Consider the following 16,301-nt stretch of genomic DNA (forward strand, 5'->3'; position numbering starts at 1 on the left):
CTCAAATGGTTTTGGCTACGTCTCACCGGCTATCGCGACTCCTACGGTCGCAAAGCCCAGATATTCCTCCCTTGGCAGTGACAACCCCATGACCACCACCGAGCAAGAGCGGGAGAGGAAGATGGATAACGTCAAGCTCTTCCCAGGTATCACGCCACTCGATTTCGACGCTGATGTGATGCTTCACTCTGCCGTTGGGAAGCTCAAGAGCGTTGTCATCATTGGCGAAACAGAAGATGGTGACGAGTTTTTCTCCGCCTCCATCGCCAGCGGGCCTGAAACGCTCTGGATGATCGAGCGCGCCAAGCACAAATTGATGCAGGTTTTTGACGAAGAGTAGAAAACCATTATCGCGAAATGCCAACCGCCCAGCGTCTGGAAGGAATGATTTTGCGTGGAGTGTTTGAGAATGCTGAAAAGAGCCCTGATTTTCCCGTTTGGCCTGCTTTCTTACCTTATGTCGAGGTTCTTCGATGCTGTCGCCAAGTGCGAGCGAGACATCAGAGAAGCGATCGACGCCAGGGCGGAGGCAAAGAGAACAGCATGGTTGATGACGCTCGATCCCGACAGGATCGCAGAAGGCGGACGGCTTGAGGATGTCATTCTTGCCCAGCAGGCGAGGTGCGCGCAGGGGCTGGGGCCCAAGAACTACAGCGACCTACGTCGGTTCGCGTGATTGAATATTAATCAAACCGGAAATCAAATATGCGCGGTGGCAAACGAGAAGGCTCTGGCAGGCCCAAGGGAGCCCGAACAGTGCGGACGACGAAGGTTGCCGAACGGGAGCACAAGAACGGCATAACTCCTCTGGAGGTCATGCTGAAGGCGATGCGCGCGCATGTCGAAAAGAACGATCTGGACGCAGCAGCATCAATCGCAAAGGACGCGGCACCATACATGCACGCCAAGCTCGCCAGTGTGCAACATACCGGCCGCGGTGGCGGACCTATCCAGACAGTCGATCTCACCAATGCATCGGAAGAACAGCTGAATGCACTCGAAGAAGTCTTTGGCCCGCTTGCCGGACCCGGCGACGATGATGAGGGCGATACGAGCGGAGAGGGCGAGGAGAGCCGCTGAAGCTGAGCGGGAGCGCATAGCCGCCGACGCTGAGCGTATCAGGTCAAGGTGCCAGACGCTCGAAGGATTCATCCAAGAGTTCTGGACTGTCCTTGAGCCTAAGAAGGAACTGAAATTCGGGTGGGCGTTGCGCGCTATGTGCAAGCACCTTGAGGCCGTCACTTCCGGTGACATCCAGTTCCTCATGATGACCGTGCCGCCTGGCATGATGAAGTCTCTCGTGATGGTCTTCTGGACCGCATGGGAGTGGGGACCGCTTGAGCGACCTGATATCCAGGTTCTCGCCACCTCATACAGCCAGCCGAATGTGCTGCGCGACAACATGAAGCTTCGCCGGCTGGTGGAGAGTGACAAGTTCCAGATGCTCTGGCCTCTTCGGCTTCGAGACGATCAGAACGCCAAGGGGAAGTTCGAAAACACAGGCAGCGGCTTTAGCGAGGCCCGCCCGTTCAGTTCCATGACGGGTGGTCGTGGTGACAGGGTGAAGATCGATGACCCGCACTCAACCGAGACGGCAGAGAGCGATACCGAACGACAGACGGCAGTCCGTATCTTCCGAGAGGGCATATCGGACCGTCTAAACGATGTAACGACATCGGCCATCGTCATCATCATGCAGCGCTTGCACGAGCAGGACGTGGCGGGTGTTGCGCTACAGCTTGATATCGGTTTCATCCATCTCAACCTGCCGATGGAGTTCGAGCCGGAGCGGAAGTGCCAGACATACGTCAAGGGCAAACTCTTCTTCGAAGACCCGCGCACGGAAGATGGGGAGCTGCTGTTCCCTGAGCGCTTCCCGCCCGAGGAGATCGACCGGCTCAAGCGGGCAAAGGGATCATACGCCTACTCAGGTCAGTATCAGCAACGGCCGGCGCCTCGCTCTGGCGGTATGTTCCAGCGTGGTGACTTCGAGATTGTGGATGCTGTCCCTGCCGGTGCCATGCGGTGCAGGGCATGGGACTTTGCGGCAACCCAGCCGAAGCCTGGTAAGCAGCCCGACTGGACTGTTGGGCTAAGGATGGCCTACCGCAATGGCATCTTCTACGTCGAGGATGTGAAGCGTGACCGGTGGTCGCCGGCCGATGTGGAGAAGAACCTGAAGAACACGGCATCGCAGGATGGCCTAGAGGTTCGAGTTCGCATGCCTCAAGACCCCGGCGCGGCTGGTAAGTCGGATGCAGCCACGAAGGTCAAGCTGCTGGCTGGTTACGAGGTCAAGGTTGTCAGCCCGACCGGTGAGAAGTCCGTACGCGCCAAGCCAGCCTCTGCGCAGGCTGAAGCGGGCAACGTCAAGCTGGTTCGTGGCGACTGGAACGATACCTTTCTGGATGAGGTCTGCTCATTCCCGAACGCCCAACATGATGATCAGGTGGACGCTTTCGCTGATGCTCTCAATGAGCTGGCGCTTGGCTCTACCTTCACACTCGACAATATCTGAGGAACCCTATGGGAAACAATGACGTGCGGCTGAACGACAGCCTGACCAGTCTGGTGTCCCGCATGGGAACTGATCGGGATAAGGCCGCAACGGTCTTCTACACGCATCCGACGATGACAGATGAGCAGGCATTGGCCGCATATCGTGGCTCGTGGCTGCCCCGCAAGATCGTTGACATCCCGGCCTTGGATAGCTGCCGCAAGTGGCGCGACTGGCAGGCCAAGAATGATGAAATTGAACTCATCGAGGCGGAAGAGAACCGACTGAACCTCAAGGGCAAGGTGCTGGATGCTCTGATCAAGGCTCGACTACTGGGTGGTGGCGCGCTGTTCATCGGAACAGGAGATGCAAACCCGGAGGAGCCTCTGGACTATGAGAAGGTCAAGAAGGGCGGTCTGAAGTACCTGACGGTGCTTTCCAAGCGCGATATGTCGGCAGGACCGATTGATCAGGACGTTAACTCCGAGTTCCACGGTAAGCCTTCCTACTACGAGGTGACAGGCAACAACGCGATGGTGCGAATCCATCCGTCTCGTCTCGTGATCTTCGCCGGTGCCAAGCACCCAGACAGCCTCATGATGGGCATTCAGGACGGTTGGGGCGATAGCGTCCTCACGTCCACGCTCGACGCCATCAAGAACGCTGACAGCACGTCAGGTAACATCGCGTCGCTCGTGTTCGAAGCCAAGATAGACATAATCCGTATTCCGAACTTCATGGCCTCACTCGGCAATGAGGAATACAAGCGCAAGATCCTAGAGCGCTATACGCTGGCCAATATGTCCAAGGGCATTAACGGCACGCTGCTGCTCGACAAGGAAGAGGAATACGAAACCAAGACTGCCCAGCTGGCAGGCCTGACAGACATTCTGATGGCCTTCATGCAGGTCGTGTCCGGTGCTGCTGACATCCCGGTCACACGCCTTCTGGGGCAGTCACCAGCGGGCATGAACGCGACCGGTACCAGCGACATGAAGAACTATCATGACCGCATCCAGTCGATACAGCAGCTCGAAATGACGCCCGCCATGCACAAGCTTGACGAGGTGCTTATTCGGTCGGCGCTCGGCAAGCGCCCGCCCGAATTCCATTACGTCTGGTCGCCACTCGAGCAGATGAGTGAAAAGGAGCGGGCCGACATCTTCAAGCTCACTGCCGATGCGGCACGCCAGCTTGTCGGCTCTGGAACCGGGCAGGAAATCATCACCCGTGAGGCCGTGTCCAAGGCGCTCGTCAATCGACTGGTTGAGGATGGCGTTTTGCCAGGTCTTGAGGATGCGATTGACGAGTTCGGCGGCATCGAGGAGCAAGAACCAACGGAAGAAGAGCTTGCCGCCGCAGCAGGAGTCGCACAGGCAGCGAACAGCAACAACGTGACCCGGATGCAGCAGGCAGCAAACGATGCCGCGCCGCGCACGCTGTATGTGTCGCGCAAGGTCGTCAATGCCGCTGATCTGATCGAATGGGCAAAGGGGCAGGGGTTCAAGACCACACTTCCCGCCGATGATCTGCACGTCACCATCGCATACAGCAGCACACCTGTGGACTGGATGAAGGTTGGTGAAAGCTGGGCCAGCGAGTTGAAGGTGGCCGCTGGCGGCCCTCGTCTCATGGAGCGCTTTGGTGAGGCTCGCGTGCTGCTGTTCAAGGCTGCCGAACTCGATTGGCGGCACGAGAACATCAAGGCTGCTGGGGCTTCATGGGATCATTCAGAATACCAGAGCCACATCACCATCAGCTACGACCCGGAATCGCCTGATCTGGGAAGCATTGAGCCATACCAGGGTGAGATCATTCTTGGATCGGAGCTGTTTGCTGAGGTCAAGGAAGACTGGCAAGCGGGCATCAGCGAGGAATAACAGCCATGCAATTCACCGACGCTGTAACGGTGTCCGGCACTCGTCGGACGGCCGACAAGTATCTCATTGCCGAAGCCAAGTCGGTTCGCACCGGCATACAGCTTTATTCTGGCGACGAGGTAGGCAAGCCAGAGATGCAGATCGTCCGGGTATATCGCCCTCCGGAGGAGGTGTTTGCCGACGCCAGCCTCCAGAGCTTCACTCACGCCCCGGTGACAATGAACCACCCCGACGAGGCGGTGACGGCCGACAATTGGAAAGAGCTTGCCGTGGGCGAGGTGAGCACCGCTGCGAAGAAGGATGGCGAGTGGGTTCACCTGCCACTGATCCTGAAGGATGCCAAGGCAATCTCCGCAGTCGAGGACGGCAAGCGAGAACTCTCCGCCGGCTACACCTGCGAATTGGTCTGGGGCGATGGCGTAACGCCCGATGGCCAGCAGTTCAACGCCACACAGACCAACATCAAGATCAATCATCTCGCGATCGTGGATCGGGCGCGGGCTGGTTCTCAAGCTCGCATCGGTGACGGTGCGTCATGGGGCGCTGCCCCTTTCACCCCTGATCACAATCCAAAGAAGGAAACGATCATGACCCTGAAGACGGTTACCGTCGATGGCATCCCGGTTGAAGTAACCGATCAGGGTGCCGTGGTTATCGGCACGCTACAGACGCGGCTCGCTGATGCCAATGCGAAAGCTGAAAAGGCCGAGGCAGCCCACATCGCGGCAATCGCCGCCAAGGATGCCGAGCACGCAAAAGAGATGGCGGCAAAAGATGCCAAGATCGAAGACCTCGAAAAGAAGGTTGTTTCTGATGCTGAACTCGACAAGCGCATCCAGGCGCGTGGCGATTTGGTGAGCGTGGCAAAGACTATCGCCAAGGAAGTCAAGACCGAAGGATTGTCTGACGCCGCGATCCGGAAGGCTGTAGTCGTCGCCAAGATCGGCGACGCTGCTGTCGCTGGCAAGACGGACGCTTACATCGATGCCCGCTTCGACCTGTTGGTGGAAGACGCCGCCAAGGGCGCTCCAGACCCATTCGCCGCCGTCGTCAAGGACGGTCTCAACTCTAACAACGACGCCGACAAGGTCGTGACCGATGCCTACGCGCAAATGGTCAAAGACCTGAAGTCCGGCACGGCAGCAGTTAACTAAGGAGGCGCCGAGATGGCTACCTATCAGACCACCTATACCGAAACGCCTCCGAAGGGCCTGCCTGGACAGGTTGCCAACGAGGAAAAGTGCAACAAGGTCAGCCGCACGGTTGAAAACGCTGCTGGGGTCAAGTTCGGCCAGCCCGTTCAGCGCGGCGCTGGCGACCACGGCGTGGTCCCCTTGGCGGCGGCCGGCAAGTTCATCGGCCTTGCGGTGCTGACGCCTGCCGTTCCCCCTGTCGCTTCTGGCTCTACGCTGGTTGATGGCTATCCGCAGTATTTCACTGGCGCGTTCATGACTGATGGTCAGATGTACGTCCGGGCTGGTGTTGGCGGTGTGACCGATGGTGACCCCGTCTACTACAACACTGTCACCGATCGGTTCGTGGCTGCTGCTGGCACCAACATTGTCGGCCCGATCCCCGACGCATTCTTTGACACGACCGGCGCGGCAGAGGCCATTGTCGAAGTGTCGCTCAAGCACAGGAGCGCATAAGCCATGAACCAGATCATTCAACAGCCATTCGCTGATGCGCAGGCGGCCTATCCGTTTGTCATCGCACAGGGCCGGAACATCGAGACCAAGATTTACCAGCGGCGCTACCCGACGTTCAACTATGGCGCCACGGTGCCTGTCGTGACAGAGGGCAACGCCTGGGCAATCGGCACGACGTTCTTCTCTGTCGATACCGCTGGTGAGGCGAAGTTCCTCTCCGGCTCTGGTACTGACATGCCCTTCAACGCTGCTGTCAAAGACCAGGCAAGCACTGACTTCGCCATGATCGGCTCCGGTTGGGAGTGGACTATCGAAGAAATCAATCAGGCTGCGCTGTACGGCATTGATCTGAATGGTACCAAGGCCACTTCTGCGGCTGACAAGGTCGAACGCCTTCTGAACTCGGTTGCCATGATCGGCTCCACCGAGAAGAACTGGACCGGCTTTGCGAATAGCCCATCGGTATCGCGTGTGACTGTTGCTGCCGATGGCACGGGGAGCACGACGTTCTGGGCAAACAAGACTGTTGACCAGATCCTGCGCGACGTGAACGACCTCATTTCCAGCGTTCGCTCCAACACCAGCGAAATCGAATGGATTGACACACTTCGCTTGCCGCCCGCCGCGTTCCGCCTGATCGCGACCAAGCGTCTCGGCGCTGGCGATGGCTTCATCACCGCGTTGGAATACCTCCGCAAGAACAACGTCTACACGGCTGAAACCAACCAGCCGCTGGACATTCAGCCCCTCCGTGAGCTTGCCAAGGCATCGCAAAACGGTGGTGGTCGTATGGTGGTCTATCGCAAGGATGAGGAAGTGCTTCGCTTCCACCTGCCGATGCCTCGCCGTGTTCTCCAGCCTCGTCAGAAGTCCATTATGGGCTTTGAAACAGGCATCATTGCCCGTACCGGCGGCACTGAATGGCGTTTGCCCGGCGCGGCAGCATACGGCGACGAAATCACGGCACCATAAGGAGCGACACCATGGACGTGACCAACAGCAGCAAGGCACCACAGGGCATCCACACGCTGGATGGCTTAGTCTACGTGATGCCGGGTGAAACGAAGGCCGTTCGCCTGAATGAAACTCTCCACGGCCACGCAAAGGCCTTGGACTTCTTCAAGCTCAAGGGCGAGCCGGAGGATGATGATCTGGGAAAGGCTGACAACGGTGACGTTCTCGTCACTGCCGCCCAGATGGACGAACTGAAGACGAAGTTCGAAGAACAGACTGCCGAAATTGGCCGTCTGAAGTCGGAGAACGTCGATCTGACGACGAAGAACGCCGAGCAGGCTGAGAAGATTACTGAGCTCGAGGCTCTGGTGGTCGAACTCAAAGCAGCCCCTGCCAACGACGACGACAAGGGTTATGCCGTCAAGACCAAGGGCGGCGGATACTACGTCATCACGCTCGACGGCGCTGATGTCACCAAGTCGCTTCGCAAGGACGATGTGGCCGAGTTCCCAACGATGTCTGACACCGACAAGGCAGCCTTCGTTGAGCTTCACAAGCCAGTCTGATCACCATCCCCGGCTGGAAACGGCCGGGGCTACCAACCTCCCGGAGAATGACATGGCTTACGGCGACAACGCAGGTTTCACGGCTTACGCAGAAGCTGCAGGCTATGTCATCCCGGATGGTACGACCGATCCCCAGATATCCGCAGCGCGTCAGCGTGGGTCTCTGGTGATCGATCGGTTTGAGCCACGGTTTAGCGGAATGCGCACTGAAGGCTTTGCCCAGGTGAATGCATGGCCTCGAACCGGTGCATCGACCTACTACGGCGAAGCGATCCCTTCCGACTTCGTTCCTATGGCTGTTGTGAACGCCTCCTATGAGGCGGCTTTCCTCGAACTGACCAACCCCGGCATTTTGTCTCCGGTGGTGACAGGATCGTCTACGGTGAAGCGTGAGAAAGTCGGCAGTCTCGAAGTGGAATATGCCACATCATCGTCAACTGATATCGCGGACATCGTTGCAATGGCTACCCCCGTGGCTACCGCTATCGAGGGCATGCTTTGGCTCTTCATGTGCCCGGTCCTGCCTGGCGTTCTGGTGGTCTGAATGGCGACTTTTGATTACTCCCGCTCAAGGGCCACGGCTGAACGGCTGATCGCCAAGTTCGGCCAGCAAGGCACCGTGAAGCGCCTCACGCCACCCGATCCAGTCTACGGCGGCGACCCGGTTGAAACTGCGTACACGTCAACGCTGGTTCCGATGGCATACGATGCCAGATACATTAACGGTACAACCATTCTGACCGGTGACATGCAGATTTACATCTCGTCTGTCGGCTTGGCCATTGAGCCAGTACCCGGCGACATTGTGACCGCGAATGGCAAGCAATATACGGTCATCAACGCAGACCCGCAGAAATACGATGGCATCACGCCAGTTGTTCACATCATTCAAGGGAGAATTGCACCATGACAGACGTTCTGCTGACCAAGGCTTACATGTCGATAGACGCGGGCGCCATCTTGAACGATGTACCGGTCAATGAGGCCGATGCAATCGAAGCGCTCGGTCTGGGCAAGAAGATTGGTGTGATAGGCCATGTGGGCCAGGAACTGATCCTTCCCGCCAAGGTGGAAGCCAAGGGCAAGGGCGATAAGGGTGCCTCCGAGTAATGGCAAACCTTCGCCAGCAGCTTGACGCGCTGATCGACACGCTGACCCCATCCATGGAGAAGGCATTCAGGGCAGCGATAGATGATATCCGCTCTGAAATCGTGCTGGCTGAAGTCGTGACCATGCTTGAACGCAGGGACATCGAGGGCGCTATCAACGCGCTGCACATCGACCCCGAGGCTTTCCGGCCGTTGTCTGATGCAGTTCGGCAGGCATTCAATCAGGGCGGCATCCTCGTCACCCAGAACATGCCGAAGCTATCCGATCCGGCAGGCGCGCGTGTCGTCATCCGTTGGGATGGCGAGAACCAGCGTGCAGAGCAGATCATCCGCACCAAGGCCGCTCAACTGGTCACACTGGTGACGGAAGACACGAAAGACATGATCCGGGAGCGGATTGCTGCCGGGTACGAGCAGGGGCAGGGGCCGCGCACCATTGCAACGTCTATAGCTGGTCGGATCGACAAAGTCACAGGCAAGCGCGTGGGCGGCGTTATCGGTATGACGGCGCCACAGGGCCGAACAGTCGAGAAAGCGCGTCTGTCGCTCTCCACGGGCGATATTGAGGGAATGAAAGCCTATCTCCGACTGTCCAAGCGAGACAAGCGCTATGATGCGCGGGTCCGCAAGGCGATTCAGGCAGGAAAGCCCGTCGATAAAGAGACGCTGGAAAAGATCACTAGCCAGTTGACGGCGCGATACATCAACCTGCGGGCTGAGACAATCGCACGAACTGAAACCATGATGGCGGTCTCGACATCGCAGCATGAAGCTTATCAGCAGGGGCTAGACAAAGCCGGTCGTGATGCTTCGCTGGTGACGCGCACTTGGCGCAGCGCAGGGGATAGCCGGGTTCGCCACAGCCACATGGTCATGAATGGCCAGAAGGTTGTCGGCATGGACTTGGCATTTCAGGCGCCATCCGGTGCGATGCTTCGATATCCTGGCGATACCAGCTTGGGTGCCGGCGCTGCCGAGGTGATCAACTGCCGGTGCATCGCGATATATTCATTCGACTTTGCAGAGGCTTATGCGCGCTCAAGGGGCCGGTGATGCCGACACAGGGGCTTTCCTTCGCAGCACAGGTGTCCGAGTGGGTGCAGGCTGAAAAAGAACGTGAAGAGGCTGTCTTTCACATAGCGGCTCAAATGGTTGCTGACGAGGTGCGCGAGACAGTACCAGAAGGCGGGAACCTGCCGATCGACACGGGCAACCTAAGGCGCTCGCTCATGGCCTCCACTGCGGCGATGCCGCCGGTCAAGGAGGGCCAAGAGACGTTCACCGATGGTGGTGTGGAAATGATCATCGCCGGGGCAGAACTTGGCGGCACAATCTATCTTGGCTTCCAAGCGGCTTACGCGATGCGCATGGAATACGGCTTTGTGGGTCAGGATAGCCTGGGCAGGAATTACAATCAGGCTGGGTTCGGCTTTGTCGAGCGCACCTCGCAGCGCTGGCCGCAATTGGTGGCCGAAGCAGAGGCTAAGGTTCGCGGTCGCTCCGATCAAGAGTGACGCCTTCCGACAGGGAAACGAACGCCGTCTGGATGATCGTCAGGTCACGGATGGCCATGGATAGAACATCCTGAGCATGTTTCGTCTTCACAGTCTTATTCAGCAACAGCGAAAGCGCTTGGTGCAGGAGGTCGTAAACCTCTTCATCTGTCAGTGCTCTTTCAGCCATTGGGAACGGATAACAGAATGGCAGCGACGGTTGAAGAGGATATCTTCCGCGGGCTGATGGAATACTTCAAACAATGGCAGATGCCATCGGGGTGGGTTTCCAGCACGCACATAGCCTATCCCGGTATCGCTTTCACTCCTGCCGCCAATCGCCCGTTTGTCAGTCTCGAGGTTCATTTCAACCGATCGATAGAGACAGACCTTTCGCTTGAGATGGACCCGATCCGGCAAGGCTTCATGCGCGCTAACGTCATGTGGCCGAAAGGGCAGGGACATGTGCAGGGGGTGGGTGTGGCGGCATCGATCAGAAAGCACTTCCGGCGCGGCACCAAGGCGCTGAACGACGGCACCCAGACCCGCATAGACGAAGACCCGGAAATCGGGGTCATCGTGACGGGAGATACCCATGTCACCATTCCGGTGACAATCCGGTGGATTTGCTACCCACAAGTTCCGGCCTGATTGGCCTGCCTATCGCTCCTTCGGCAAGAGCACAATCAGACATGAGAGGATTGCGAGATGCAATTGTACCCTGTAGCAGGTGCCAAGTTCGACATTGGCCCGGCCGTAAACAGCGTGCCTGAAGATGCGGACATGGTTGCAGACCTGTTCTCGTCCACGGTGTTCACCGAAATCAAAGGCTGGCAGACCATGGGCTCTGTTGGCGATGCCGCCGCGCTTATCACGGAAGCGGTTATTTCTGCCGGTCGCGACCTCAAAGCAAAAGGCACGAAGAATGCCGGGTCGATGCAGAACAACTTCATCGTCCTGCCGGATGACGTCGGCCAGATAGCACTGATCGCCGCATCGCAAACGCCATACAACTACCCCTTCCGTATTCGCTTCGATGATGCGCCGCCGCCCAAAGTCTCAGTTGTCACCGTGACGATCGCGTCTCCCGGCGTCTTCTCCTGGACTGCCCACGGCCTTACGGCTGGCGCCCCGATCAAGTTCAGCACTACTGGTGCACTGCCGACAGGCATTACGGCCGGCACGACGTACTATGTCGTCAACCCGACCACAGACGCATTCAGTGTTGCGGCAACTCCCGGCGGCTCTGCGATCGCCACGACAGGCACGCAGAGCGGAGTGCACACGGCAACCACAGTCCCGACTGGCACTGTCAAGTATTTCTACGGCATCGTGATGTCTGCCAATGAACAGGGCGGCGGCGCAAATACAGCGCGTCTGGTTCAGGGCAACGTGGAAATCAACAGCGCCGTACTCACGGTCGCTCCGATTGGTGGTGCTTGATGAAGACTGAAGCACTCGATCTTTCCTACCTCTCCAACTTCACCAAGAGGCAGTCGGAGGGCGTGGAGCGAGATATCCTGCTGCCAAACGGCAAAGCGATGGGCCTCAAGATAAAAATTGTCGGTCCAGACAGTGAGCGGGCAGAGCGCGCGGTCAGCGAAGTCCAGAAAGAGTTCGCTGCCGAAGCATCCAATGCCGGGAACATCGAGGAATCGTCCATGGCGGAAGATCGGCTCCGCCGGTTCGCCTACGCTTCCAAGTGCTGCGTGTCGATGACGCCGGATGTGGTGAAAATCGGTGACGAAGAGTTCAAATGCAACGAAGACGATCTGCGCAAGCTCTTCGCAAAGCTCTTTTTCATCGGTGATCAGGTCTACAGCCAAGCGGTTTCGCGCGCGGATTTTATCGCAAGCTGATCGAGGCCTTGTGCCAGTGCATCCGAGATCAGCACAAAAATATCCCCATCAAGATACCATCAGCCGGTTCTCATGTTTGGAAATGGTTCAGGGAACTGGACCGGGCCAGACCGGGAACCGGGTACGGCATAAACCCGATATCATGGCACGAGCTTGATGCCTGGTCGCGCCGGAGAAAGGTTGATCCATCTCAATGGGAGGTGGATGCAATCATGGCTCTGGATGCGGTCAGGATGGAACTCTACTATGAGAAACAGAAATCTGAGAATAGTGGACGGCCCGAAGTGAATGACCGAGAACTTTCACCGGGCTTGTTCGACGCTTTGTTCAAAGCGTGAATGAAAATCAAATGCTATCGGCTCGGCCGAACATGAACCTCTTTGATGTCCCATTGTTAAACTGGATAGTTCCCTCGCCAGCAACCATCGAGGCATTTGTCATCGGCCTAGTCATCGTAACCGTTCCTGATCTGCCGTCGGTGCACGATACGGGGAAAACGACGGTCGCGTTCCGCCAGTGGGGAAAGCTACCTGCGCAAGTGGACGATGAGTCTGAAATAGAAAACTTACCGTCCTCCTGGGTCGCGCCAAAGGTCGTTTGTCCGCGGCCATGGACGCCAGTAGCATCGATGTATCTATTCTCGACAGTGTTGCACCCAGCGATTATTCCTAGGGCTGCAACAAGAATTGATGCCTTAGCTGATTTTATTGGCATACGTCTGCGTCCTGTCGGTAGAATGTTCCGGCGTAGATTACGAAAGGCTTAAAGTCTGCAAACGTGCCATATCTGTCCTCAACAGTGACAGAACCGCATATCGTCGTCGGGTCAACCTTAGCGCGCCTAAGCCCCTTTATCATCACCTTCCTCGGCATTGAGTTTGGCGGCTGCATAGCCGCGGCGATCGTATTCAGCAACGATTGATCAAACCCAGCCTCAGAACCATCAATCGTCTGTTGAGAATAAGCAGTCGTCTTTAGCCCAATGAGCAATAGGCTGGTCAAAATAAGTCTGAGCACTGCATTCCCCTTCAACTCTTGCGACCATAGACTCCTCCGGACCGAAAGGTAAAGCCCATGACGACAGCGACGCTAGGCTTCGCTATCGATAGCTCTCCTGCTGGGAAGGCTGCCGCAGAACTGGATAGTCTGGTCACGGCTGCTGCGCGTACCGAGTCCGCTGTCGATCGCATGGGGAAAAGTGCATCTCAGGCCGTAACCCGTGTTTCTGGCGCTGGAGTTCAAATCTCGCGCGCGCTGGGCAATGTTGCCGCTAGTGCCGAAACGCTATCTCAGCGAATCGAGCGGTCTCTTAACGTTCGCACCAATTTTGCGGATCGTGGCAAAGATATAGCAGCCTACGGGCAGGAGCTGGACCGGCTTCGGAGTAAATTCAATCCTGTATTCAGTGTTCTGCAGAGCTACAAGACTGCTCTGGGGGAGATACGCCAGGCGCAGCGTCTGGGCGCGATCTCTGCGGATGAGATGGCGGCTGCTATTGGTCGCGAACGTCAGGCCGCACTGTCGAGTATCGCTGCGCTCAAGGGGCGTCAGCAGGCAGGTGGCGGCGGTGGGCGGACCGGTGGTGGCAGCTTCGGCAACCAGAACAACCCCGGCAACATCGCCGCACAGTTGTTCGACACCCTCTCGACTGCCCCTTATATGGGCGCTGGTCAGGTCGGCTTGCAGCAAGGACCGCAGTTCGCACAGGCATTCGCAGGGCAGACCACGAAGCAGGCGCTGGCAGGGCTTGCCGCTGGCTTTTCAGCTATTCTAAGCCCAGTATCGTTGATCGCTATCGGCCTTACCACGGCAGCAGCAGCGGCAGTGAGCTTCGGTGTCAACGCGTTCAACGGAGCCAACAAGGCTCAGGTCGCTCTTGAGAACCATGAAGCAACGCTGAAGCGTATCAAGGAACTTTACGACAACGGTGTTGAAAGCCGTGGATCTGGCTTTGGCCAATACACGCAGGCACAGATCTCGTTTTTGACGAACCGTGACAAGTTCCTGCTGAATAATAGCATGACCTCTCAGCTGAAGGGGATCGGTGGAAGCCTCGGCGTCTCGACCGGCGGCGGCGCAGATGCGGATGGTCTCGCCGCAGCTATTCTTTCTGGTGGCCAGACTGGTGACGCGGGATACAAGCTTGCCCTGAAGGGTCTTGAGGCACAGTACGGGGCTGCGGCTGGCGCTGTTCTCAAATTCGCGGATGCCGCTAAAACGGGCAAGGCCGACGTTCTCGGTTTCAACGAAGAAATCATCAAGATCGCTAACCAGGACCCGGCGAACGAAAAGCTGCAGAAGACTGTTCGCTCTCTGTTGGAGATGACGAAAGGCGCTTCCGATGCGGCTGCCGCACTTCGGGAGACTGGCGACGAGCTGGAGAAAATATCTCGTAGCCAGAGCCAATGGGACCGCCAGTCTGCCAACAATGCAGCAAAATATCAGGCAGATAACGATTATGCTCGCTTGAGCCTAACGCGGCGTTTTGATGCTGACGTTGCCGGGATCGGCGCTCGTTCTCCTCGCCAGATAGCTGATGCCGAGCGCAGGCGCCTGATGGCCGAACCGATCGACCCGAAGGAGTCTCCTGAAACTCGGGACTTGCGCATCAGTCAGCAGACGGAGTTGGCATATCGCCGTGCTAATCAGTCCATCAATGACGGCCAGAAGGAGCGCCAGAGAAATCTGGACAAACTTCTTGCTGACCAGCAGGTAGAGATTGATCTCGTCGGCAAGACTGGCGGCGCTGCGGCTGCATTGCGCAAGGAATACGAGCTTACATCTGCCCTTCGACTTGAAGCAGCTCGGCAGGGTATAGAGGTCGATCAGCGCGAGCTTGATCTGATCAAGGAGCGCGCAGCTGAACTCGGCCGGCTGACAGACGCTTATAATCAGTCTCGCTTTGGCTTCGAGATGAGCCAGCAAGCGTCTGATGCGCGTCTGAGTAGCCGCGATCGGCAGGTTACGACGACACTTCGCCAGTACAATTTGCCGGAGGATCTTAATGGCGCCAATGCCAAGAGGATAAAACAGCAACTGGACTGGCAGGAAGCCAAGGATGCTGCCAAGGGGTTCGGCGCTGCGTTCAGTAGCGAGCTGATTTCCGGCAGTCACAATATCGGCAGGGCGCTTCTAAAAGGCATACAGACGTCGCTTGAGAACTCTGCATCCAAGATGTGGGAGAAGGTATTCGACGGCATCGGCAATATGTTTGCGGATTGGCTCACCGGGGGGAAAGGCGGTTCTGGCGGCGGCGTTGGTATTGCTGGTGGCGTTGCATCGGCTGTTATGGGCGGCGGCGCATCGAACGATAACCGCGTCACATCGACAGGATCCGCCGTTGATCTAGCCTCTGGTCTCCTTGGCAAGAGTGAGAAGTCAGGCCGCGCAGACATCAACTCTTTCTTGAAAAAAGGTGGTGTTGATATCGATGCGGCTCAAACGGCTTGGTGCGCTGCTTTCGTCAACTCATCGCTTGAACAGGTAGGCGTGAATGGTTCCGGGTCTCTCGTCGCCAACTCTTTCCAGAAGTGGGGAAAGGCTGTCGATCCAAGCAGCGTGTTGCGTGGCGATGTCTTGTTGCAATCACGAGGACTGGGCGCTGGGCAGCCAGGCGGCCACGTTGGGTTCGCTACCGGCGCATCTAGGATGTTGGGTGGGCAGCGGCAACTGGAGATGCTCTCTGGCAACCAAAACAACGCTGTCAGCAATGCATGGGTGAACGCGTCAGATCTTCAAGTACGGAGGGCAACAGAGGCGGCAGATGCCCTCGGAAATCTAGCATCGTCCTCTGGTGCGGCAACGCAAGGCTTGGGCCAACTTGGTCAGTCTCTATCGTCTAGCTTCTTTCCTGCGGCTCCTGCGGCAGCAAAAGGCGGGGGCGGTGGTGGGCTTTTCTCGTGGCTTGGAGGGCTATTCGGAGGTGGTGGCGCTCAATGGAATGCCGCCAAGTCTGGAAAGATCACGGGCCTGTTCGCAGGTGGCACGAGTTATGCGCCAGGTGGTCTTGCCGTGGTTGGTGAACAGGGGCCTGAGTTGGTTGATCTTCCTCAGGGCGCGCAGGTTTTCAACAATAACAAGAGCCGAGCGATGGTCGCTGGAGCTAACGACGACAATGCCTCGAAATATCAGCCTCGTCCTTTGAACGTCTACGTGCAGGGTGCAAATACCGATGCGCAGATCAGGGAGCTTTCTCTGCAAGGCGCTCGTGAGGCAATCCAGCAGGACAAGATTGATCAAGCGCGTGGTGGCTTCGGCTCAATGAACCAGCAATACAGTGCTCGAAAGGGATAGCG

At 57.5% G+C, this 16,301-nt stretch carries 19 protein-coding genes; all 19 read left to right on the forward strand.

The window, feature by feature from the left end:
• The first annotated feature begins 88 nt into the window (after positions 1–88).
• The 19 genes from ACQZ5Y_RS21185 to ACQZ5Y_RS21275 all read left to right on the forward strand — a co-directional run bounded on the left by ACQZ5Y_RS21185 (position 89) and on the right by ACQZ5Y_RS21275 (position 16,299).
• A complete protein-coding gene (locus tag ACQZ5Y_RS21185) occupies positions 89–340 on the forward strand; it encodes a hypothetical protein (protein WP_174059830.1) in 252 nt (83 codons plus the stop codon).
• A 69-nt stretch (positions 341–409) separates the two neighbouring features.
• A complete protein-coding gene (locus ACQZ5Y_RS21190; RefSeq protein WP_174059831.1) occupies positions 410–676 on the forward strand; it encodes a hypothetical protein in 267 nt (88 codons plus the stop codon).
• A gap of 80 nt (positions 677–756) precedes the next feature.
• Positions 757–1,080 carry a hypothetical protein gene (locus ACQZ5Y_RS21195; RefSeq protein WP_336510355.1) on the forward strand — a complete coding sequence of 108 codons (324 nt, stop codon included), beginning with the start codon at positions 757–759 and terminating at the stop codon, positions 1,078–1,080.
• Positions 1,081–1,216: 136 nt separating this feature from the next.
• Positions 1,217–2,518, forward strand: a complete 1,302-nt coding sequence (gene terL / locus ACQZ5Y_RS21200; protein WP_236762849.1) for a phage terminase large subunit — start codon at positions 1,217–1,219, stop codon at positions 2,516–2,518.
• A 23-nt stretch (positions 2,519–2,541) separates the two neighbouring features.
• Positions 2,542–4,377, forward strand: coding sequence for an anti-CBASS protein Acb1 family protein (locus ACQZ5Y_RS21205; protein WP_336510356.1), 1,836 nt, complete (start codon positions 2,542–2,544; stop codon positions 4,375–4,377).
• Positions 4,378–4,382: 5 nt separating this feature from the next.
• On the forward strand, positions 4,383–5,531 hold the full coding sequence (locus ACQZ5Y_RS21210; RefSeq protein ID WP_174059835.1) for a DUF2213 domain-containing protein: 1,149 nt from the start codon (positions 4,383–4,385) through the stop codon (positions 5,529–5,531).
• Positions 5,532–5,543: 12 nt separating this feature from the next.
• The gene (locus ACQZ5Y_RS21215; protein ID WP_174059836.1) at positions 5,544–6,026 is read left to right on the forward strand and encodes a structural cement protein Gp24; all 483 of its coding nucleotides are present in this window, start codon (positions 5,544–5,546) and stop codon (positions 6,024–6,026) included.
• 3 nt (positions 6,027–6,029) lie between these two features.
• Positions 6,030–6,998: a DUF2184 domain-containing protein gene (locus ACQZ5Y_RS21220; RefSeq protein ID WP_174059837.1), complete on the forward strand. Its 969-nt coding sequence runs from the start codon at positions 6,030–6,032 to the stop codon at positions 6,996–6,998.
• A gap of 11 nt (positions 6,999–7,009) precedes the next feature.
• Positions 7,010–7,546 (forward strand): hypothetical protein, encoded by a 537-nt coding sequence (locus ACQZ5Y_RS21225; protein ID WP_174059838.1) that lies wholly within the window; start codon positions 7,010–7,012, stop codon positions 7,544–7,546.
• 52 nt (positions 7,547–7,598) lie between these two features.
• Complete coding sequence (locus ACQZ5Y_RS21230; protein ID WP_174059839.1) at positions 7,599–8,090, forward strand: DnaT-like ssDNA-binding protein; 492 nt, start codon at positions 7,599–7,601, stop codon at positions 8,088–8,090.
• A complete protein-coding gene (locus tag ACQZ5Y_RS21235; RefSeq protein WP_174059840.1) occupies positions 8,091–8,456 on the forward strand; it encodes a hypothetical protein in 366 nt (121 codons plus the stop codon).
• Positions 8,453–8,656, forward strand: coding sequence for a hypothetical protein (locus ACQZ5Y_RS21240; protein WP_174059841.1), 204 nt, complete (start codon positions 8,453–8,455; stop codon positions 8,654–8,656). The genes ACQZ5Y_RS21235 and ACQZ5Y_RS21240 overlap by 4 nt, the downstream gene beginning before the upstream one ends.
• Complete coding sequence (locus ACQZ5Y_RS21245) at positions 8,656–9,708, forward strand: phage minor head protein (protein ID WP_174059842.1); 1,053 nt, start codon at positions 8,656–8,658, stop codon at positions 9,706–9,708. Before ACQZ5Y_RS21240 ends, ACQZ5Y_RS21245 begins: the two co-directional genes overlap by 1 nt.
• Positions 9,708–10,169 carry a hypothetical protein gene (locus ACQZ5Y_RS21250; RefSeq protein ID WP_174059843.1) on the forward strand — a complete coding sequence of 154 codons (462 nt, stop codon included), beginning with the start codon at positions 9,708–9,710 and terminating at the stop codon, positions 10,167–10,169. The genes ACQZ5Y_RS21245 and ACQZ5Y_RS21250 overlap by 1 nt, the downstream gene beginning before the upstream one ends.
• A 186-nt stretch (positions 10,170–10,355) precedes the next feature.
• Positions 10,356–10,799, forward strand: a complete 444-nt coding sequence (locus ACQZ5Y_RS21255; RefSeq protein WP_174059844.1) for a phage tail terminator-like protein — start codon at positions 10,356–10,358, stop codon at positions 10,797–10,799.
• A 57-nt stretch (positions 10,800–10,856) separates the two neighbouring features.
• Positions 10,857–11,591 carry a hypothetical protein gene (locus ACQZ5Y_RS21260; RefSeq protein ID WP_174059845.1) on the forward strand — a complete coding sequence of 245 codons (735 nt, stop codon included), beginning with the start codon at positions 10,857–10,859 and terminating at the stop codon, positions 11,589–11,591.
• On the forward strand, positions 11,591–12,007 hold the full coding sequence (locus ACQZ5Y_RS21265) for a hypothetical protein (RefSeq protein WP_174059846.1): 417 nt from the start codon (positions 11,591–11,593) through the stop codon (positions 12,005–12,007). The genes ACQZ5Y_RS21260 and ACQZ5Y_RS21265 overlap by 1 nt, the downstream gene beginning before the upstream one ends.
• Positions 12,008–12,015: 8 nt before the next feature.
• On the forward strand, positions 12,016–12,345 hold the full coding sequence (locus tag ACQZ5Y_RS21270) for a phage tail assembly chaperone (protein ID WP_419462429.1): 330 nt from the start codon (positions 12,016–12,018) through the stop codon (positions 12,343–12,345).
• Between the two features lie 735 nt (positions 12,346–13,080).
• On the forward strand, positions 13,081–16,299 hold the full coding sequence (locus ACQZ5Y_RS21275) for a C40 family peptidase (RefSeq protein WP_174059847.1): 3,219 nt from the start codon (positions 13,081–13,083) through the stop codon (positions 16,297–16,299).
• Positions 16,300–16,301 lie beyond the last annotated feature (2 nt).

This window comes from Agrobacterium sp. A3-95 (assembly GCF_053521785.1).